The following is a 16,217-nucleotide window of genomic DNA, read 5'->3' as shown; positions in this document are numbered from 1 at the left end:
GGGCTGATCCAGGCTAGGCCCAAACGGGTCCGGCAGCCGCCGCAAGGCCGGCGTCCTGGCCAGCCACGGCGCTTGATTTTGGGGAAGGAAGCCCCAAATTCACTGCATGAACGCCACCCATTCCCATCCCCACAAGACCGACCTCACGGTCACCCACGTGCTGGCCGAGTTGCTCGAGCGCCTGGAGCACAGCGCGGTGCCTGTAGGCGCCGAGCAATACCGCTCCGTCGTGCTGCACCTGGTCAGCGAACTGGGCGACGTGGAGCCGGGTACGGCGCTGGGCGCGCTGCTGGACACCCATCCGGCCGCCGCCGAGCTGTATGAAAACGTGAACTACCAGTACGCAGGCCTGTGCCGGTCCGCGCTGGATGCCTCGCTCGCCGCCGAGCAGCAGGCCAAAGCGGCCATCGACAAGGCCATGAACCGTCCAAACCCCCAACCGAAGGAAGATCCACACCATGGCAAGAGCTGACGCCAAAACCGCTGTCCTCGCAGACGGCCTGCGCTACAAGTCCAAGGTCTCGGGCTCCCCGTTCGCCGCCACCACCTCGTTCGGCGCGGCCACCATGTCGTGCTTTATGTGCGGCAAGCACCGCGCCCGTTCCCTGATGGGCACGCGCAAGGTGCTGGGCAAGTCCCAGGCCGTGTGCTCGCCCTCATGCAAGGCGCTCGACGAAGCCCTCGAGAACGCGGCCAACCAGGGCTGAGCTACACAGACTGTTTCACCGCTTCCTGCCTTTGGCCGGCGTGGCGCCTTGATCACGCCGCGGCCCGGGGCCATACTGTGCCAATACTCCATTGAACAGTTGAAGAAAGGTGATTCCATGGCCTCCCTGCCCACGCCGGACCCGGTACTTGAACCCGACGAAGCCATAGACCACATCCGCGGACGCGCGTCCGCCCCGGTCACGCTGGTCGAGTACGGCGACTTCGAGTGCCCCTCCTGCTTCCAGGTGCACTCGGCCCTCAAGGTCATGCTGCCGCACTTCGGCCAGCAACTTCGTTTTGTCTTCCGGCACTTTCCGCTGCGCGAGGTGCACCCGCACGCCGAGCTCGCCGCCGAAGCGGCTGAGGCCGCCGGCGCCCAGGGCAAGTTCTGGCCCATGTACGAGCTGCTGTTCACCCACCAGCAGCACCTCAAGGACAAAAACCTGCTCGACTACGCCACCCAGGTCGGCCTCGACATGGCGCGCTACCAGAACGAGATGAGCGACCACGTCTACCTGCAGCGCGTGCAGGAGCACATGCAAACCGGCCGCCACCTGGGCGTGCGCTCAACGCCGGCGTTTTACGTCAACGGCGTGTTTTGTGACGTGTCTTTCGGGCTGCAGCATCTGCATGAGGCCATCGACAAGGCGCTAGGGCAGCAAGCCAGCGCTTAGCCGTCGACCGGCTGCAGAGGCGTCGCCAGCGTCTTTTGCAGAAACGCCAAATCCAGCCAGCGGCCGAATTTAAAAGCCGCCTGTTTGATCGTGCCGCAGTGCTCAAAGCCCAGGCGCTTGTGCAGCTCCATGCTTGCCGTGTTGTCCAGGTCTATCGCGCCCACCAGGATGTGCATGCCTTGCTCCTCGGCCTTGGCGACGATGGCCTCCAGCAGCCTGCGCCCCAGCCCCTGGCCTCGGTAGCTTTTTTCGACGTAGACGGAATGCTCCACCGTGTACTTGTAGGCCGGAAACGCGCGAAACGTCCCATAGCTCGCAAAGCCCAGCAGCTTGCCGCCGTCGTCCTCCAGCCCTATTACCGGAAAGCCGTTCGCGCGCTTGGTGGCGAACCAGGTAACCATGCTTTCGGGCGCGCGCGGCTTGTAGTCGTACAGCGCCGTGGAGTTCACGATGGCCTCGTTGAAGATAGCCAAAATCTGGCCGGCATGGCGTTCTTCGGTGCACAGGACGGGATGCATGGGAAGCTCCTTTCGGAAAGAGGGGATCAGGATTTGTCTACTATAAGAGATTATTTGTCCTTTATGATAGACGAATGCTTTTACTCAAGGACCGCCATGACGATTGACGCCCTGATCGCCTCCCGGCTGCTGGCCCTGCGCCAGGCCAAAGGCCTGAGCCTGGCCGCACTGGCCGAAGTCTCGGGCGTCAGCAAGGCCATGATCTCCAAGGTCGAGCGCGCCGAAAGCAGCCCCACCGCCATGATCCTGGGCCGCCTCGCGGCCGGCTTGGGCGTGCCGCTCGCGCAGCTGCTCACGGAAGAAGACAAGGAAGCTGGCCGCCGGCTGCGCAAAAAAGCCGATCAGGAAGTCTGGCGCGACCCCGAAGCCGGCTACCTGCGCCGCCAGGTCGCCGAGCGCGGGGCCGGGCAGGGCGCCGAAATGGTCGAGGTTGAACTGCCGCGTTCCACCCGCGTCGCCTACCCGAGGTGGACAGGCCAGCCCTACCGCCAGCGCCTCTGGCTGGTCGAAGGCGGGCTGCGCATTGATTACGGCGACGAGGTCTTCGAGCTCGAGCCCGGCGACTGCCTGGACTTTGGCGTGGACCGCCCGCTGGTCTTTAAAACTTTGGGGCGCAGCGGCTGCCGCTATCTACTGGTGATCAGCCCTGGCGCTTAAACGGCGGCCGATCCCGGCAAGGAAACCGCCTGCGCCGCGTTCCGCGCCCGTATGCGCCGCACCTGCAGCGTCGCGCCAATGATGTAAAGCAGCAGCAAGACGCCCGTGGCCGCCTTGAGCTCAGGCGCCTCGGGGCTGGCCAGCAGCGGCGCACCGAGTGGCAGGCGCGTCGAGGTCTCGGTGATCGCCGGGATCATGTGGAACAGAAAGGTGATCGAATAACTGAGCGTCTCCACATACGCCGATGCACGGCCCAGCACCTTGGTGGTGCCCGCCACCCAGGCAATGCCCAGCACCAGCAAGGTGATGATGCCCAGCGCATGCGGCTTGCCGAAGCCGCCATGCTGGAAGATGCCGAAGCTCGTGAGGCAGGTCAGCACCGTGGTCCAGATATAGACTTTGCCCAGGGTGGATGCGGCGATGATTTCCTTGTCGCGAAAAAAGGCAATCAGCGCGGCCGCGACGGCCACCAGGCTGATGGCGGTGTGGATCACACCGAGGTAGGTCAAGCCATAGATCATTGGAATCTCCTGGTGCCCCGGCAAGGCCAGGGCCGTGGGTTGAACAAGCAGGCGTCCCTGACAAGCAAACGCCATGCCGCGCAAATTGTGGCGCGCGGCACTGCTTTTGCCTACGGTTTTGCAGGCCATGTGGCTACGGCCCGATAATCGGTAGCAAGCGTGGCCACAACAGGCCGCGCACTGACACCAAAGTACTATGAAAAAAACTTTTCAATTGAAGGTCGAAGGCAAGAACCGCGAGCGCCTGCTCGAAGCCGCCAAACACGACATCCGCAAATACCTCAAACGCGAACGCGCCAAGGCCTTGCCCAAGGGCATCGATTTCTGGGACTTCGATTGCAAGTCCGGCTATAGCGAAGCCTCTGCGGCCGTGGTCTCCGTCGCCGACCTGATCAAGTCCATCGACGAGATCGTGAAAGACGGCGGCGAGCAGTTTTATGTGGAGGTGCTGGCCAAGGGCGGGGTCAAGGTCCCGCGTGCGCGCAACGAGGGCGAGGACGATTTCGCCGACGTCGAATAAGCATGCGCAGGCTCTTTGTGCTCCTGCTGATGATGGCATTTGCCACGGCGGCGAATGCGGACCCGAATCTTGTCGGCCAGTGGAAGTCTGACTCCGATATCAGCATGCGCTTCAATAACGAGCGCGCAAAGCTGGACAGCAAGACGGCCTTGTTTCTCTCCCAGATAATGGGTCATCTCACCCTGACCTTTACGGCAGATGCCATGACTTCCGAGCTGCCGGATCTGGAGACGCGAACGCAGGAAGGCCGAAAGAGGCCATTGACCGGTTTTCGCGAAACCCATCCCTATCGTGTCCTGGGCGTTGCGTCGGATTCGGTTGCCGTCAAAACTATTGCGCCAGTGACCGGCAGGGACGCCATCGTTGTCTATAACTTCATCAGCCCAGACATGCTGTGGGTGTACGCAGGCGGCGAAGACAACTCGGCGAGTCTTCATCTGCGTGAATACTATGTGCGGGTGAAGGATGTGCCCAAGCCGGATGCGCCTAAAGACGCCCGTCCCTAAGCCGCTCCCGCAGGAGGGCGAAGTCCGCTCACGGCGGGCCGGAGTTTTTGTGGAAGTGGTGGTGAAGGGTGGGGTGCGGGTCGCGAGGGTACGCAATGAGGGTGATGATGATTGGGATGACGGGGAATAAGCCAAGCTCTATGAAGGCAACTGCCGCAGCGCTCTTGCTGGCAATGCTGCCGGCCTTTGCACGCGCGGCGGATTTGTCGGGTGCGTGGATTTCCTGTGACCCTGCATCACCTTGGGGCCACACGCTGCTATCAGTGGACCGTGAGGGCGGCGGCTACCGGTGGACGGCCGAGTGGGGATCTTCTTACGCTGCCAGCGGCGCTGCGGACTTGAAGAAGGGCGTGCTGGTACTTCGCGGCTGCAGTTCTTATTCAGGTGACCTTGCTTCCGGATGCGATGAGAAGAACCCACCCGTGTTTGCCCGGCTGCACAAGGAAGATTTCGCGCGTGTCCGAACCTCTTTCGGTGAGGCCGATTTGCGCGGAGCCAGGTGGGTGCGTGTCGCCGGCGACGGCGCTGCCTGGCAGGCGCTCGCCGGGAAGTGTGAGGCCGTCGTCGCAAAAAAGAACGCGCTCAAGGAACGTAAAAGCCAATAGGCGCCCCAGCCCTCGAAAGCAGAAAATGTTGACCCCATTGAGCCGTAGTCAAAAGTGCCTGCAGCGATTCGTGTTTTTGCTGTTGGGCCTGTTTTTCGCATCCGTAGTCGCTGCGGCCGACAACTACGATTTGATGATGCGAGCCATAGAGCGCAATGATGTAGTGCAAGTCAAAGCGCTGATTGCCGGCAAGATTGATCCCAATCTGCGCAAGGACAGCCGCGCATCGCCCACCTTCATGACCTTCGCCGCTTCCCACGACCGGACGGAAATACTTCAGCTTCTTCTGGGTGCGGGCGCCGACGTGAACAGTGCGGATGGGGACATGCAGACGCCCCTGATGCAGGCAAGCCGCCACGGCCATGTTCGCRCGGTGAAGCTGCTTCTCGAATCGGGTGCCCGCCTCAATGAGGTCTCGAGGTGGGGCGACACGGCCTTGACCCAGGCGCGGGAAGCCGGCCACGGTAGGGTGGCCAAACTGTTGATCAAGGCGGGGGCGACTCCTTGATGTCGGGCCGCATCGCCTGAAGCCGCGGACGTCCGCGTTGAGAAACTACGACCTTATGGACAGAGACCCCGAAGCCCCTTTAGGCCCGTTCCCCGACACCTTCAAGCAGGGCGATGTGTTCTGGATAGAGCCCGACCCCTCACGCGGTTCCATCCCAGGCTCCCCGCATCCCCACGTCATCGTGCAGGACGACGTTTTCAACCGCTCTCGCATCAGCACCGTGATTGTTTGCGCACTGACCTCTAAGCTGAGCCGCGCGACGGAACCGGGCAATGTCTTGCTGGAGCCTGGCGAGGGGAACCTCGAGAAGCAGAGCGTGGTGGTCGTGTCGCAGCTGTCTTCGGTTTACAAGACGCGATTGGGCGCGCACATAGGGGCGTTGTCGGATGAACGGGTTCAGCAGATACTGGCGGGGATGCGATTTTTGCAGGCGTCTTTTCTCAACCGTTAGTCCCCCGTCTCACCCTCCTGATGAGTCCCGCCGCCTGCATCCATACCTGACACCTGAAGGCCAACACCATGCCAGCACCGGGTTCCTCCACCATCACACTGCTTGTGTTGCTTCCGCTGGTCGCGTGGCGTGTCTATGCCCGTTTTCGGCGCATGGTGGGGCGCCAGCGCCTGTCGAGGATTCGCCCCTGGATCACGCTGGCAATCTTTCCCGTCTTGATAGTCCTGCTGGGCTTCGCCGCACATGCGCATCTAGACCGGCTGCTTTGGCTTGCCGGCGGGCTGGGCCTTGGCGCTTTGCTCGGCACCTTCGGGCTGCGCAAGACGCGCTTTGAGCCGACGCCCGAAGGCCTGTTTTACACGCCCAATGCGCATCTGGGCATTGCGCTTTCACTGTTGTTCGTCGCGCGCATTCTTTATCGCCTGTTCGAGGTCTACGTCATCGCACCGGGGATGCCGAACGGCGTCGGTGATTTCGCACGGAGTCCGCTCACGCTGGCTGTTTTTGGCCTGCTGGCGGGCTACTACATCCGCTACGCCATCGGCCTGGTCCGCTGGCGCGTGGGTGTTCTGCGGGCCAAGAGGGAACGTGAGGCATTGGGGCGGGATGCTTAGATTTGCCAACCTCGTAGATTGACTCGGACACCACTTTTAAGAGCCGTTGCAATTCGTCCCCTGCAATCGCAGACGTAAGGATCATCAAAGCGCATTGCCTCAGGCCCCTCGCCGTAAATCAAAGACCACTGTTAACAGCGTCAACGAGAACGCCAACATCACAAGCGTACACGCCCGCAGAGTTTGCCGAGTTCAACTCAATGATCTTCATCTGTCCGCCAGTGATCGCAACATCAATAGTGAAAGCCTTGTTGGGCATCCAATCATCTACACAAGCTTGTGCGAATTCCCTGATGGCAGACGGTACTTCGCTGGAGACCGAGAGGTGTTCGCCGACCTTGTAGCGTGATCCAGTCACGATTACTCCATCGATAGCAAAGAGGCGGAATTCGGCCTCGATCTCGGTCAACGGAGCCATCACCACGCGGTCGCCTGGAAAGAGCGTTACGTCAGGAGCATTGGAAACTCGCGTCACACCGTCGCGAAATTCTTCCAGCTCTTGCCACGTCATGACTGTGCCTGCGAAAGACTTGCTGTCCAACGTTGGCCGAATGAAAAATCGATCCCAAGTGCGCGGCAACTCGGCTAGTGAAGCGCAAATAGCCGACGAGTTTAGAGCTCGGGAACCGTACATGTTCAGCATGAGTTCATAGTCCAGGTTCGCGTCGAAGTAACCAGGCTTCCATCCGCGCGCTTTCGCCACGTTGCCAAGCCCTGTGCTGCCATATACAAAAATCCCTTCTTCAGGAAGGTGGCCCGGTTCGGAGACGAGTTCGTGAAAAAAAGGAACCAAGCTAACCAGGCTATAGGCCGTGCCGCGGGCCTGCAGTGCGCGCTCGAAGCGACTGAGATCTGCTGGGTTGATGAGGTTCCGCTGTAGTATCCAATGCATGAGTCGCTAACGATGTGACGAGATGGTTGCTGCGATCGATTCTAGACTCGTGCTACCGCGCGCTGTGCCAAGATGATTTCGTCAAAGGCATACGAGCTGTGCAGGGACGGCGATGGGTCTGCCATTGCAGCTTGGGCTTATTTGCAGGCCATTCGAACCGAAACCGAGTCAATTTTGGCCGCGGGCGTGGAAAGCGCCGGGATCGTGCTTTGCGGATACGTGCTGATAAGGAGCCGTTCACCTTCGAGCCGATATTCATAGTCGCGGCTTCCTCCCACAAGGTCCGGGCGGGAGCTGTGAGAGACCATGGTGGCGGTATATGTGCCTGGCTTCGTGATGCGGTAGGTGTAGTCGATAAGGGAGTCCCCGGCCGGTAGGGGACAGCGCATGGAGATGCGATCCGACGTGACCTTGAAGGAGCAGCCGCCGGCCTGGGTTCTGCTGTTTCCATCTTTGAGATATATGACAACGCTTTCGCCTTGCCAGCAACCCTGGAGATCCGGACCCGCTGCGGACACCGATGAAGCTGCAAGCAGCGCAAGCGTCATGCCGAAGAGCGCCAGTGGCATTCTGATGGTTTGCACTATTTTCATAAAGTGTCCTTTGCCGCCGCAGCCCGCAACTTATCTTTCTTGCTAGGCCGTTTCCCCTTGACCCCACCCGTCCCCGCTGGATCGACTGGGTTCATCGCCGCCACCTCCACCCGCTCAAAACCCGCGACCTGCTCGCGCGCGACTTTGATGCCCAGGCGTTTTTCGATGAGTTTGAAATGCGCCTCGGTGTCCGCGCTCACAAAACTCACGGCCACACCCGCTTCCCCGGCGCGGCCGGTGCGGCCTATGCGGTGGGTGTAGTCGGTGACAGAGCGCGGCAGGTCGTAGTTCACGACGACCGGCAGTTGCGCGATGTCTATGCCGCGCGCGGCGACGTCGGTCGCGACGACCACTTGCACGGCCTTGATCTTGAAGTCCTGCAGCACCTGGGTGCGTTTGCCCTGGCTCAGTTCGCCGTGGAAGGGTTCGGCTTCGATGGCTACCTTGCGCAGCTTGTCGGCCACGATTTCGGCGGCGTGTTTGGTCGCGACGAAGACCAGCACACGTTCCCACTTTTCGGTCTGGACCAGGTGGCGCAGCAGCTGGGTGCGGCGAGGCGCGTCGACTTCGATGGCGCGCTGGGCGATGTCGGGCACGGCCTGCACCACGGGTGCTACTGCGATGCGCAATGGGTCGCGCAGCAGGCTGGCTGCCAGGGCTTCAATCGCGGGCGGGAAGGTTGCTGAGAAGAACAAGGTCTGGCGTTTGGCCGGCAGCAGGGCCAGGATGCGATTCAGTTCCTCGCCAAAGCCCAGGTCCAGCAGGCGGTCGGCTTCATCCAGCACCAGGCTTGCTGTGCCTGCCAGGGTCAGGGCGTTGTGGTCTATCAAGTCAAGCAGGCGGCCCGGTGTGGCGACCACGATGTCGGCGCCGCCGCGCAAATTCATCATCTGCGGGTTGATGGAGACACCGCCGAATACCACAGCGACCTTGATGCGCTGCGGCAAAAACTTTGCGAATCCCACAGTGGCCTCGCCGACCTGCGCAGCCAGCTCGCGTGTGGGCACCAGGATCAGCGCGCGCACGGGCCGGTGGCCGGCGGGTGCGGCCGTGGTGGCCAGGTGCTGCAGCAGCGGCAGCGTAAACGCGGCCGTCTTGCCGGAGCCGGTCTGGGCCGAGGCCACGAGGTCGCGGCCTTGCAGGACGGCCGGGATGGCGGCCTGTTGGATGGGCGTGGGGGCGGTATAGCCTTTTTCGTCCAGGGCGCGCAGGAGCAGGGGCAGCAGCGCGGGCGAAAAGCCCAGTGAAGAAAATGGCATGGGTGGGTGTGGAGGTGGGTGGGAAGACGCGGTGTTGGCGCGGTGTGGGCCGCGTGGGGCGGGCCCGGCAGGGCCGCCTGAAGCCCCAAGTTTAAGGCCGCGCGCTTTTGGCCCTGGCCGGCGCCAGAAACAGCAGCGCGCAGGCCGAGGCGCCCAGCGCGCACAGCACGCAGCCCAGCACCACCCAGCGGAAGGCCGCGACCAGCAGTTCGGGCGGGGCCGATTGCACCGGCCCGCGCAGCGCGGCGGCAAACACCACGCCCAGCAGGGCCACGGCCAGCAGGCCGGCGACGCGCGCGACGGCGTTGTTGATGCCCGAGGCGATGCCGGCATGCGTGGCGGGCACGGCGTTCATGACCGTGGTGGTCAACGGCGCGACGGCAATCGTCATGCCCAGGCCCAGCACCAGCATGGCGGGGAAAAAGCCGGCCCAATAAGGCCAGCCCACGCCGGGCAGGGCCAGCAGCGCAAAACCCGCGGCGGCCAGGGCCGGCCCGGCGATCAGCATGGCGCGCGCGCCGAAACGCTCGGTGAATTTGGCGGTGGCCGGCGACAGGAAACCGAGCAGCAGCGAGAAGGGCAGCAAGGTGGCACCCGCGGCGGTGGCCGAATACTTGAAAGCGCCTATCAGCACAAAGGGCAGGAAGAAGAGCGCGCCGCTGAGCGCGAAATACAGCAGCAGCGTGAGCAAATTGGTGCCCACAAAATCGCGCGACTTGAACAGGCCCAGCGGCATCATGGGCGCGCGCGTGCGGGCCTGCACATAGACAAAAGCCAGCAGCAGCACCGCGCCCCCCACGATGGGGCCCAGCACGCTCGCCGCCTGCCAGCCGCGCTCGGGCGCCAGCGTGAGGCCGTAGGTCAGGCCGCCCAGGCCGCCGGCCACCAGCAGCACGCCGGGCCAGTCAAGCTGCTGGGGCGCATCGGGGTCGCGGCTGTCGGGCACGGCGTAGAGGGCCAGCCATACAGTGGCCACGGCCATGGGCACGTTCAAAAAGAAGATGGAACGCCACGACACCGCATCGACCAGCCAGCCGCCCAGCACTGGTCCCGCGGCACCGGTGATGGCTGCCCAGGCAGCCCAGGTGCCGATCGCCTTGCCGCGCGCCTCGCCTTCGAACACATTACCGATGATGGCCAGGCTGGCCGGCACCAGCAGCGCCGCGCCCACGCCCTGCAGGGCGCGCGCCGCGATCAGCGCCAGCGGCCCGGGCGCCAGGCCGCAGGCCACCGAGGCGGCGGTGAACAGCGCAATGCCGATGATGAAGATCTTGCGCCGCCCGAAGCGGTCGCCCAGCGAGCCGCCCACCAGCACCAGCGAGCCCAGCAAAAGCAGGTAGGCATTGATGACCCATTGCATCTCGGCCAGCCCGGAGGCCGAATCGCCGGCCAGGTCGCGCTGGATGGCGGGCAGGGCGATGTTGACGACGGAGCCGTCGATAAAGGCCATGGAGGAGCCCAGCACCGTGGCGGCCAGCGCCAGCTTGGGATGGGCCGTCTGGCCACAGTCGCCGGCCTGGGCGCGGATGATGCCTTCGTCACAAGGGGCRTGTGGGCTGGCGGGCATGGGGTCTCCTGCGGTCGTGGGTGTGGAGTTGATTCGGTTGTTTGACAAATTGTCTGATAATGGATAATATTTCCAGATGACGACACCTAGCGCGCAGCCACCCATGCCCCATCCTGCCAGTTCCCCGCCCTCCAAGGCAAGCAGGCCGGCCGATGCCCAACTGCTGCTGCTGCTGGACAAACACGCGGTCGAGTCCATGCTGCTGCCCGCCGACGTGCTGGCGGCCGTGCGCGAGGCCTTTGTGCTCCACAGCCAGGGAGAGGGCCGTGTGTTCTCCCTGGTGCGTGAAAGGCTGGCCACCGGCGGCGTGTTCGGCATCAAGTCGGGCGACGTGGGTGCGCAGTCCTTACTGGGCTTCAAGGCCGCCGGTTTCTGGCCCGGCAATCCCGCGCGGGGCGCCGACGCCCACCAGGCCACCATCATGCTGATAGACCCCGCCACCGGCCGGCCGACCTGCCTGATCGACGGCAACGCCGTCACCACCGAGCGCRCCGGCGCCGCCGGCGGCCTGGGCCTGGAACTGGCGCGGCCCGACAGCCGCACCGTGTGCGTGTTCGGCACCGGCGTGCAGGCCCAGGCGCAACTGCGTTTTGCCCTTCGCCAGCTGCCCGGGCTGCGCCAGGTGTTTTACGCCACGGCTGACGGCCAGCCCCAGGCCGCGTTTGAAGCCAGGTTTGCCGGCCAATGCGCCATCACGCACGCGGCGGATGTGAATGCCGCCGTGACCCAGAGCGACGTGGTGATCACGGCGACCACCGGCAAGGGCCCGCTGTTCGATGCGGCCGCCGTCCAGCCCGGCACCCATATCAATGCGGTGGGCAGCGACACCAAGGGCAAACGCGAGCTGCCCGAGGGCCTGCTGGCCAGGGCGCGCGTGTTTGTGGACGATGCCGCCCAGTCGCGCGGCATAGGCGAGCTGCAATGGGCGCCTGAAACCGTTTGTACTGAAATCGGCGACGTGCTGTCGGGCAAGGCCGCCTTTGCGCGCGGCGCCGGCGACATCACAGTGTTCGACATGACCGGCATCGCCTTGCAAGACCTCACGGTCGCGCGCATGCTGGAGCAGCGCGCACGCCGGGACGGCAAGGGCCAAAGCATTTCCTGGCCCTGGTGACCCGTTTAAAGCCTTTGACTACAGTTCTGGAGATTCCCTTGACCGCCACCACCCAATCCCACCCCCTGGCCGCCCTGGACACGCCGGCCGCCGTGATCGACCTGCCGCGCATGCAGCGCAACATCGAGCGCATGCAGCAGCGCATGAACGCGCTGGGTGTGCGCTTCCGCCCGCACGTCAAGACCAGCAAATGCACGCCGGTGGCGCGCGCGCAGCTGGCAGCCGGCGCGCAGGGCATCACGGTTTCGACGCTCAAGGAGGCCGCGCAGTTTTACGCCGACGGCTTCACCGACATCCTGTACGCGGTCGGCATGGTGCCGGCCAAGCTGCCGCAGGCGCTGGCGCTGCGGCGCCAGGGCTGCGACCTCAAAATCATCACCGACAGCGTGGCCTCGGCCGCGGCGATTGCCGCTTTCGGCCGCGAGCACGGCGAAAAATTCGAGGCCTGGATAGAAATCGACAGCGACGGCCACCGCTCCGGCATCAAGCCCGGCGAGGCCGCCTTGATTGACGTGGCGCGTGCGCTGCACGAAGGCGGCATGTTGCTGGGCGGCGTGATCACGCATGCCGGCTCCAGCTACGACCTGCACACGCCCGAGGCGCTGGCCGCCATGGCCGAGCAGGAGCGCGCCGCCTGCGTGCWGGCGGCCGAACGCGTGCGCGAAGCCGGCCTGCCTTGCGCGGTGGTCAGCGTGGGCTCAACGCCGACGGCGCTGTCGGCGGCGCAGCTCGAGGGCGTGACCGAAGTGCGCGCCGGCGTGTATGTGTTCTTCGACCTGGTGATGCACAACATCGGTGTCTGCGCCACCGACGACATCGCGCTCAGCGTGCTGACCACGGTGATAGGCCACCAGGTGGAAAAAGGCTGGGCCATCGTCGACGCCGGCTGGATGGCCATGAGCCGCGACCGCGGCACGCAGAAGCAGGCCCACGACTTCGGCTACGGCCAGGTCTGCGATGCCGAGGGCGAGGTGCTGGCGGGTTATGTGCTCAGCGGCGCCAACCAGGAGCACGGCATTCTTTCGCGCGAAGGCGCGCCCGACACCGACATCGCCACGCGCTTCCCGGTCGGCACGCAGCTGCGCATTTTGCCCAACCATGCCTGCGCCACGGGTGCGCAGCATCCTGAATACCATGCGCTCTCCGAGACTGGTGAAGTCGCGACGTGGCCTCGGCTGTACGGCTGGTGAGACCTTCCTAGCGGCACATGCTGTAGCCGCCCGTTTCTAAATGGAAATGGTCTTTGTGCACCGCGTTGTAGTCGGGGCCCAGTACACCCTTGAAATATTTGCAGGCGCCCTCGTGGGCCTCGCGCAGCAGCATCTCTTTAGGCTTGAGCGGTGTGGCGGCGTCTTCGCCGGCCCAGTCCTTGAGCACCGTGATGCGCTGGCCATCGGCCAGGGTGAAGGCTGAGATGTCCAGTGCATTGGCCGTGGCGTGGCGGCTGCGCGCGCGGGCCGGGGCATTGGGCTGCGCGCCTTCGCCGCGGTTCACGTTGCGGCAGGCATAACTGCCCAGGTGGTCCACGCCGGCCACGCGCTGGCCCATGTGCTTTTGCGCCGCGGGCTGCAGCGCATGCCTTTCCCACATGAAGAAGCTCAGCGCCATCGGGCAGCTGAGCGGAAACGGCGCGCCCATGCGCACCGCCGCCGTGCGCAGCCGCACCGCGTTCTGGAAACCGCAACCGTCGCCGGTGCTGCGGTCGGCCACGATGTCGTACTGCATGCCTGTGGTTGCCAATGCGGCTTGGCAGCGCTCCGGGTCGTTGCGCGCACGCGAGAGTTTGTAGCGGGTCAGCAGGCCGGGCTGGGCCATCACGTCCAGCGGCGCCCAGGGATTCAATTGCGGGGGGATGTGGATCACGTCGGTGTAGACGCCGTAGACACCGGTGGCGAGGGCGCTCCACAGCAGCAACGCGAGCCAGCGGCCCCAGCGCAGGGGCCTGGCTGGCGGTGGGGGTGTCGGGTCTTGCGTGGGGAACGGCTCCTGGGGCATGCCTGTTTATAGCTGAGGCGCCTCGGGGCGCTTCGCCGTACGAAAAAATTTGTAGCAATCGCCATGCATCTCGCCAATCCCTGGCTTGATCCGGCATCATGCGGGCATAAGCATTGCATCCCCTCATGTTCCCCTTCGCAACGGAGTTTTGATGGCTGACGACCCAACCCCCACACCGCCACCGCTGGCCGAGAGCCGGCGCCACCAGATGTTCCCCGTGCTCAGCGCGGCGGAGATCGCGCGCATCCACCGCTTCGGCACGGTGCTGCATTTCCGCAAAGGCGACAGGCTGTTCGCCGCCGGCGAGCCCGGCCCCGGCATGTTTGTGATGCTCAAGGGCTCGGTCACCATCACGCAGCGCGACGGCCTGGGCAATGTGGTGCCCATCGTCACGCAGGGCCCGGGCCAGTTCCTGGCCGAGGTCGGCCAGCTCTCGGGCGCACCGGCGCTGGTCGACGGCCATGCCGAAGACGACGTAGATACCCTGCTGGTGCCGCCCGGCCAGCTGCGCGCGCTGATCATTGCCGAGGCCGACCTGGGCGAGCGCGTGGTGCGCGCGCTGATCTTGCGGCGCGTGGCGCTGATCGAGGCCGGCGCCAGCGGCCCGGTGCTGATAGGCCGGCCGCAATCGGCCGCCGTGGTGCGGCTGCAAAGCTTTTTGAACCGCAACGGCGAACCGCATCACGTGGTCGACATCGCGCAGGACACCGATGCCGCGGCGCTGATGGAGCAGTACGGCGCCGCTGCGGGTGACGTGCTGGCGGTCTGCCCCGACGGCTCGGTGCTGGTGAACCCCGGCGAAAACCAGCTGGCCCGCTGCATGGGCATGGTCGATACGCTGGAGCACCCCGAACTCTTCGACGTGATCGTGGTCGGCGGCGGGCCCGCAGGTCTGGCAACCGCGGTGTATGCGGCCTCGGAAGGCCTGCAGGTGATGGTGCTGGATTGCAGGGCCTATGGCGGCCAGGCCGGCGCGAGCGCGCGCATCGAGAACTACCTGGGCTTTCCGACCGGCATCTCGGGCCAGGCGCTGGCCGGCCGCGCTTACGTGCAGGCGCAGAAGTTCGGCGTGGAGATGCTGATCCCGGCGCAGGCCCAGTCACTGGACTGCGCGGCCAAGGCCATCAAGGGCGAGCTGCATGTGAAGCTGACCGACGGCCGGACCCTGCGCGCCAAGACCGTGGTGGTGGCCAGCGGCGCGCGCTACCGCCGGCCCGAGGTGCCGCGCCTGGCCGAGTTCGAAGGCCGCGGCGTCTGGTACTGGGCCTCCGCGCTCGAAGCCAAGATGTGCAGCCAGACCGAAGTGGTGCTGGTGGGCGGCGGCAATTCAGCCGGCCAGGCGGCGGTCTTCCTGTCGCAGCACGCGGCCAAGGTCAACATGCTGGTGCGCGGCCCCAGCCTGGCGGCCAGCATGTCGCGCTACCTGATAGACCGCATAGGCGCCACGCCCAATATCGAACTGCTGCYGCAGACCGAGGTGGTCAAGCTGCACGGCGACGGCAACGCCGGCCTGAGCGCCGTCACCTGGCGCCACCGCCAGCGCGGCACCAGCACCTGGCGGCGATGGAACGCGCCGCCGCTGCCGCCTGAAAGGAAACCCCATGCGTATCAAACCCTGCAGCCATGTCCCCGCTGAAATCCATTCACCGAATTCAAGAGGCTGCGAGGAGTGCTTGAAGACGGGCGACACCTGGATGCATCTGCGCTTGTGCGTGCATTGCGGCCACATCGGCTGCTGCGACGACTCCAAGAACCAGCACGCGAGCAAACACCATGCGGCGACGGGGCACGCGGTGATCCAGTCCTTCGAGCCTGGTGAAAGCTGGATGTGGTGTTACGACCACCAGCTGCAAGTGGGTTAGGGCGCCTCTAAAGACTCGCGGGCGGTGGCGCCGCCTTGGTGGCCTTGGTGAACTCGGTCGTAGCCACCATCACCGGACTGGATCGCGGGCTGCGCTGCCAGTGCTCGTCAGCGGCTTTCTGCACCGCGTCCTTGTCGTAGTTTCCCTTGGACAGGTCGGCCCAGACATGGACATAGGTACGGCACCAGGCATCCCGAGCCTCGTTGATTTTTTCCTCGGAAAGCTCGGGGGTGGGTTCCGGGTCGGGGATGGGATCGGAGGCCATACGTCATCCTAGCGGGATGGGGCGGGCGAGTCCACTGCGGCAACTTCAGTTGGCAGCTATTTGCACCATTGCTTCTCGCAGGGAGTGCCGTCGTTGTTCCCATCCATCTTGGTACCAGGGCAATTTTTCAGGAAAAAGGTTGCCTCAGCGCATGAAGTCATCTGTGAGCAGTAGGTCCGGCCGTCGCACTTGAACGGGCTGGCCGCCGCGGGTGATGCCGGCGCGCCTGTAAACAGGGGCGCGGGCTGGGTGGTGATGGCGGGCAGCTGTTCTTTTGTCACGGACAGGTGCTTCGCCTGATACCTGACGAAGCCCTGCCATCCCAGCAGGCAGAGAAGGGCGAGGACGAACAGGCGTTTCATGTGTCCGCCATGTTGCCGGATTTTCA

Annotated in this window: 23 protein-coding genes; 14 read left to right on the top strand and 9 right to left on the bottom strand. The window is 64.5% G+C overall.

What is annotated here, in order from left to right; genetic code table 11:
* Positions 1-106 precede the first annotated feature (106 nt).
* From AC1D0P_RS10260 to AC1D0P_RS10250, 3 genes are all read left to right on the top strand, one after another.
* Positions 107-472: a hypothetical protein gene (locus AC1D0P_RS10260; RefSeq protein WP_477676636.1), complete on the top strand. Its 366-nt coding sequence runs from the start codon at positions 107-109 to the stop codon at positions 470-472.
* A complete protein-coding gene (locus AC1D0P_RS10255) occupies positions 459-707 on the top strand; it encodes a hypothetical protein (protein WP_074574576.1) in 249 nt (82 codons plus the stop codon). The genes AC1D0P_RS10260 and AC1D0P_RS10255 overlap by 14 nt, the downstream gene beginning before the upstream one ends.
* A 117-nt stretch (positions 708-824) precedes the next feature.
* Positions 825-1,382, top strand: a complete 558-nt coding sequence (locus AC1D0P_RS10250) for a DsbA family protein (protein ID WP_477676635.1) — start codon at positions 825-827, stop codon at positions 1,380-1,382.
* On the opposite strand, the gene AC1D0P_RS10245 is transcribed toward AC1D0P_RS10250, so the two are convergent.
* Positions 1,379-1,900, bottom strand: coding sequence for an N-acetyltransferase family protein (locus AC1D0P_RS10245; protein ID WP_477676634.1), 522 nt, complete (start codon positions 1,898-1,900; stop codon positions 1,379-1,381). The genes AC1D0P_RS10250 and AC1D0P_RS10245 overlap by 4 nt on opposite strands.
* Before the next feature lie 96 nt (positions 1,901-1,996).
* Between AC1D0P_RS10245 and AC1D0P_RS10240 the strand changes: the two genes are divergently transcribed.
* Positions 1,997-2,557, top strand: a complete 561-nt coding sequence (locus AC1D0P_RS10240; RefSeq protein ID WP_477676633.1) for a helix-turn-helix domain-containing protein — start codon at positions 1,997-1,999, stop codon at positions 2,555-2,557.
* Here AC1D0P_RS10240 and AC1D0P_RS10235 read toward each other — a convergent pair.
* Positions 2,554-3,078: a hypothetical protein gene (locus tag AC1D0P_RS10235; RefSeq protein ID WP_477676632.1), complete on the bottom strand. Its 525-nt coding sequence runs from the start codon at positions 3,076-3,078 to the stop codon at positions 2,554-2,556. The genes AC1D0P_RS10240 and AC1D0P_RS10235 overlap by 4 nt on opposite strands.
* 196 nt (positions 3,079-3,274) lie before the next feature.
* Between AC1D0P_RS10235 and AC1D0P_RS10230 the strand changes: the two genes are divergently transcribed.
* The 6 genes from AC1D0P_RS10230 (at position 3,275) to AC1D0P_RS10205 (ending at position 6,282) form a co-directional block, all read left to right on the top strand.
* Positions 3,275-3,598: a DUF6172 family protein gene (locus AC1D0P_RS10230; protein WP_477676631.1), complete on the top strand. Its 324-nt coding sequence runs from the start codon at positions 3,275-3,277 to the stop codon at positions 3,596-3,598.
* 2 nt (positions 3,599-3,600) lie between these two features.
* Positions 3,601-4,104: a hypothetical protein gene (locus AC1D0P_RS10225; protein ID WP_477676630.1), complete on the top strand. Its 504-nt coding sequence runs from the start codon at positions 3,601-3,603 to the stop codon at positions 4,102-4,104.
* Between the two features lie 104 nt (positions 4,105-4,208).
* Complete coding sequence (locus AC1D0P_RS10220; protein ID WP_477676629.1) at positions 4,209-4,709, top strand: hypothetical protein; 501 nt, start codon at positions 4,209-4,211, stop codon at positions 4,707-4,709.
* A 25-nt stretch (positions 4,710-4,734) separates the two neighbouring features.
* Positions 4,735-5,217, top strand: coding sequence for an ankyrin repeat domain-containing protein (locus tag AC1D0P_RS10215; protein ID WP_477676628.1), 483 nt, complete (start codon positions 4,735-4,737; stop codon positions 5,215-5,217).
* A gap of 55 nt (positions 5,218-5,272) precedes the next feature.
* Positions 5,273-5,668 carry a type II toxin-antitoxin system PemK/MazF family toxin gene (locus AC1D0P_RS10210; RefSeq protein ID WP_477676627.1) on the top strand — a complete coding sequence of 132 codons (396 nt, stop codon included), beginning with the start codon at positions 5,273-5,275 and terminating at the stop codon, positions 5,666-5,668.
* Between the two features lie 68 nt (positions 5,669-5,736).
* Complete coding sequence (locus AC1D0P_RS10205) at positions 5,737-6,282, top strand: CcdC protein domain-containing protein (RefSeq protein WP_477676626.1); 546 nt, start codon at positions 5,737-5,739, stop codon at positions 6,280-6,282.
* Positions 6,283-6,400: 118 nt separating this feature from the next.
* On the opposite strand, the gene AC1D0P_RS10200 is transcribed toward AC1D0P_RS10205, so the two are convergent.
* The 4 genes from AC1D0P_RS10200 to AC1D0P_RS10185 form a co-directional block, all read right to left on the bottom strand.
* Complete coding sequence (locus AC1D0P_RS10200) at positions 6,401-7,174, bottom strand: ATP-grasp domain-containing protein (protein ID WP_477676625.1); 774 nt, start codon at positions 7,172-7,174, stop codon at positions 6,401-6,403.
* Between the two features lie 137 nt (positions 7,175-7,311).
* Entirely contained in the window at positions 7,312-7,767 is a 456-nt protein-coding gene (locus tag AC1D0P_RS10195) for a hypothetical protein (protein WP_477676624.1), read from the bottom strand.
* Positions 7,764-9,026 (bottom strand): DEAD/DEAH box helicase, encoded by a 1,263-nt coding sequence (locus tag AC1D0P_RS10190; protein WP_477676623.1) that lies wholly within the window; start codon positions 9,024-9,026, stop codon positions 7,764-7,766. The genes AC1D0P_RS10195 and AC1D0P_RS10190 overlap by 4 nt, the downstream gene beginning before the upstream one ends.
* A 91-nt stretch (positions 9,027-9,117) precedes the next feature.
* On the bottom strand, positions 9,118-10,593 hold the full coding sequence (locus AC1D0P_RS10185) for an MFS transporter (protein ID WP_477676622.1): 1,476 nt from the start codon (positions 10,591-10,593) through the stop codon (positions 9,118-9,120).
* A gap of 103 nt (positions 10,594-10,696) precedes the next feature.
* Here AC1D0P_RS10185 and AC1D0P_RS10180 point away from each other — a divergent pair, with 103 nt between their 5' ends.
* Positions 10,697-11,707, top strand: coding sequence for an ornithine cyclodeaminase family protein (locus AC1D0P_RS10180; protein WP_477676621.1), 1,011 nt, complete (start codon positions 10,697-10,699; stop codon positions 11,705-11,707).
* A 38-nt stretch (positions 11,708-11,745) separates the two neighbouring features.
* A complete protein-coding gene (locus tag AC1D0P_RS10175; RefSeq protein WP_477676620.1) occupies positions 11,746-12,897 on the top strand; it encodes a DSD1 family PLP-dependent enzyme in 1,152 nt (383 codons plus the stop codon).
* A 7-nt stretch (positions 12,898-12,904) separates the two neighbouring features.
* On the opposite strand, the gene AC1D0P_RS10170 is transcribed toward AC1D0P_RS10175, so the two are convergent.
* On the bottom strand, positions 12,905-13,702 hold the full coding sequence (locus AC1D0P_RS10170) for an extensin-like domain-containing protein (RefSeq protein WP_477676619.1): 798 nt from the start codon (positions 13,700-13,702) through the stop codon (positions 12,905-12,907).
* A 151-nt stretch (positions 13,703-13,853) separates the two neighbouring features.
* On the opposite strand from AC1D0P_RS10170, the gene AC1D0P_RS10165 reads away from it, so the two are divergent.
* Entirely contained in the window at positions 13,854-15,338 is a 1,485-nt protein-coding gene (locus AC1D0P_RS10165) for an FAD-dependent oxidoreductase (RefSeq protein ID WP_477676618.1), read from the top strand.
* Positions 15,304-15,564: a UBP-type zinc finger domain-containing protein gene (locus AC1D0P_RS10160; protein WP_477651665.1), complete on the top strand. Its 261-nt coding sequence runs from the start codon at positions 15,304-15,306 to the stop codon at positions 15,562-15,564. Before AC1D0P_RS10165 ends, AC1D0P_RS10160 begins: the two co-directional genes overlap by 35 nt.
* Positions 15,565-15,571: 7 nt before the next feature.
* Here the strand turns inward: AC1D0P_RS10160 and AC1D0P_RS10155 are convergent, their stop codons facing one another.
* Together AC1D0P_RS10155 and AC1D0P_RS10150 are read right to left on the bottom strand one after the other, a co-directional pair.
* The gene (locus AC1D0P_RS10155) at positions 15,572-15,829 is read right to left on the bottom strand and encodes a hypothetical protein (protein WP_477676617.1); all 258 of its coding nucleotides are present in this window, start codon (positions 15,827-15,829) and stop codon (positions 15,572-15,574) included.
* 56 nt (positions 15,830-15,885) lie between these two features.
* On the bottom strand, positions 15,886-16,217 hold a 332-nt coding region (locus AC1D0P_RS10150; protein WP_477676616.1), incomplete at its 5' end, for an excalibur calcium-binding domain-containing protein.

The sequence above is a fragment of the Polaromonas sp. P1_G2 genome (assembly GCF_056405515.1).
The sequence above is the reverse complement of the archived record's forward strand: the minus strand, read 5'-3'. Positions and strand labels throughout refer to the sequence as shown.

Coding starts and splice junctions, on each gene's coding strand:
- AC1D0P_RS10260 (WP_477676636.1), top strand. CDS start 107: ATGAACGCCACCCATTCCCATCCCCACAAGACCGACCTCACGGTCACC.
- AC1D0P_RS10255 (WP_074574576.1), top strand. CDS start 459: ATGGCAAGAGCTGACGCCAAAACCGCTGTCCTCGCAGACGGCCTGCGC.
- AC1D0P_RS10250 (WP_477676635.1), top strand. CDS start 825: ATGGCCTCCCTGCCCACGCCGGACCCGGTACTTGAACCCGACGAAGCC.
- AC1D0P_RS10245 (WP_477676634.1), bottom strand. CDS start 1,900: ATGCATCCCGTCCTGTGCACCGAAGAACGCCATGCCGGCCAGATTTTG.
- AC1D0P_RS10240 (WP_477676633.1), top strand. CDS start 1,997: ATGACGATTGACGCCCTGATCGCCTCCCGGCTGCTGGCCCTGCGCCAG.
- AC1D0P_RS10235 (WP_477676632.1), bottom strand. CDS start 3,078: ATGATCTATGGCTTGACCTACCTCGGTGTGATCCACACCGCCATCAGC.
- AC1D0P_RS10230 (WP_477676631.1), top strand. CDS start 3,275: ATGAAAAAAACTTTTCAATTGAAGGTCGAAGGCAAGAACCGCGAGCGC.
- AC1D0P_RS10225 (WP_477676630.1), top strand. CDS start 3,601: ATGCGCAGGCTCTTTGTGCTCCTGCTGATGATGGCATTTGCCACGGCG.
- AC1D0P_RS10220 (WP_477676629.1), top strand. CDS start 4,209: ATGATGATTGGGATGACGGGGAATAAGCCAAGCTCTATGAAGGCAACT.
- AC1D0P_RS10210 (WP_477676627.1), top strand. CDS start 5,273: ATGGACAGAGACCCCGAAGCCCCTTTAGGCCCGTTCCCCGACACCTTC.
- AC1D0P_RS10205 (WP_477676626.1), top strand. CDS start 5,737: ATGCCAGCACCGGGTTCCTCCACCATCACACTGCTTGTGTTGCTTCCG.
- AC1D0P_RS10200 (WP_477676625.1), bottom strand. CDS start 7,174: ATGCATTGGATACTACAGCGGAACCTCATCAACCCAGCAGATCTCAGT.
- AC1D0P_RS10195 (WP_477676624.1), bottom strand. CDS start 7,767: ATGAAAATAGTGCAAACCATCAGAATGCCACTGGCGCTCTTCGGCATG.
- AC1D0P_RS10190 (WP_477676623.1), bottom strand. CDS start 9,026: ATGCCATTTTCTTCACTGGGCTTTTCGCCCGCGCTGCTGCCCCTGCTC.
- AC1D0P_RS10170 (WP_477676619.1), bottom strand. CDS start 13,702: ATGCCCCAGGAGCCGTTCCCCACGCAAGACCCGACACCCCCACCGCCA.
- AC1D0P_RS10160 (WP_477651665.1), top strand. CDS start 15,304: ATGCGTATCAAACCCTGCAGCCATGTCCCCGCTGAAATCCATTCACCG.
- AC1D0P_RS10155 (WP_477676617.1), bottom strand. CDS start 15,829: ATGGCCTCCGATCCCATCCCCGACCCGGAACCCACCCCCGAGCTTTCC.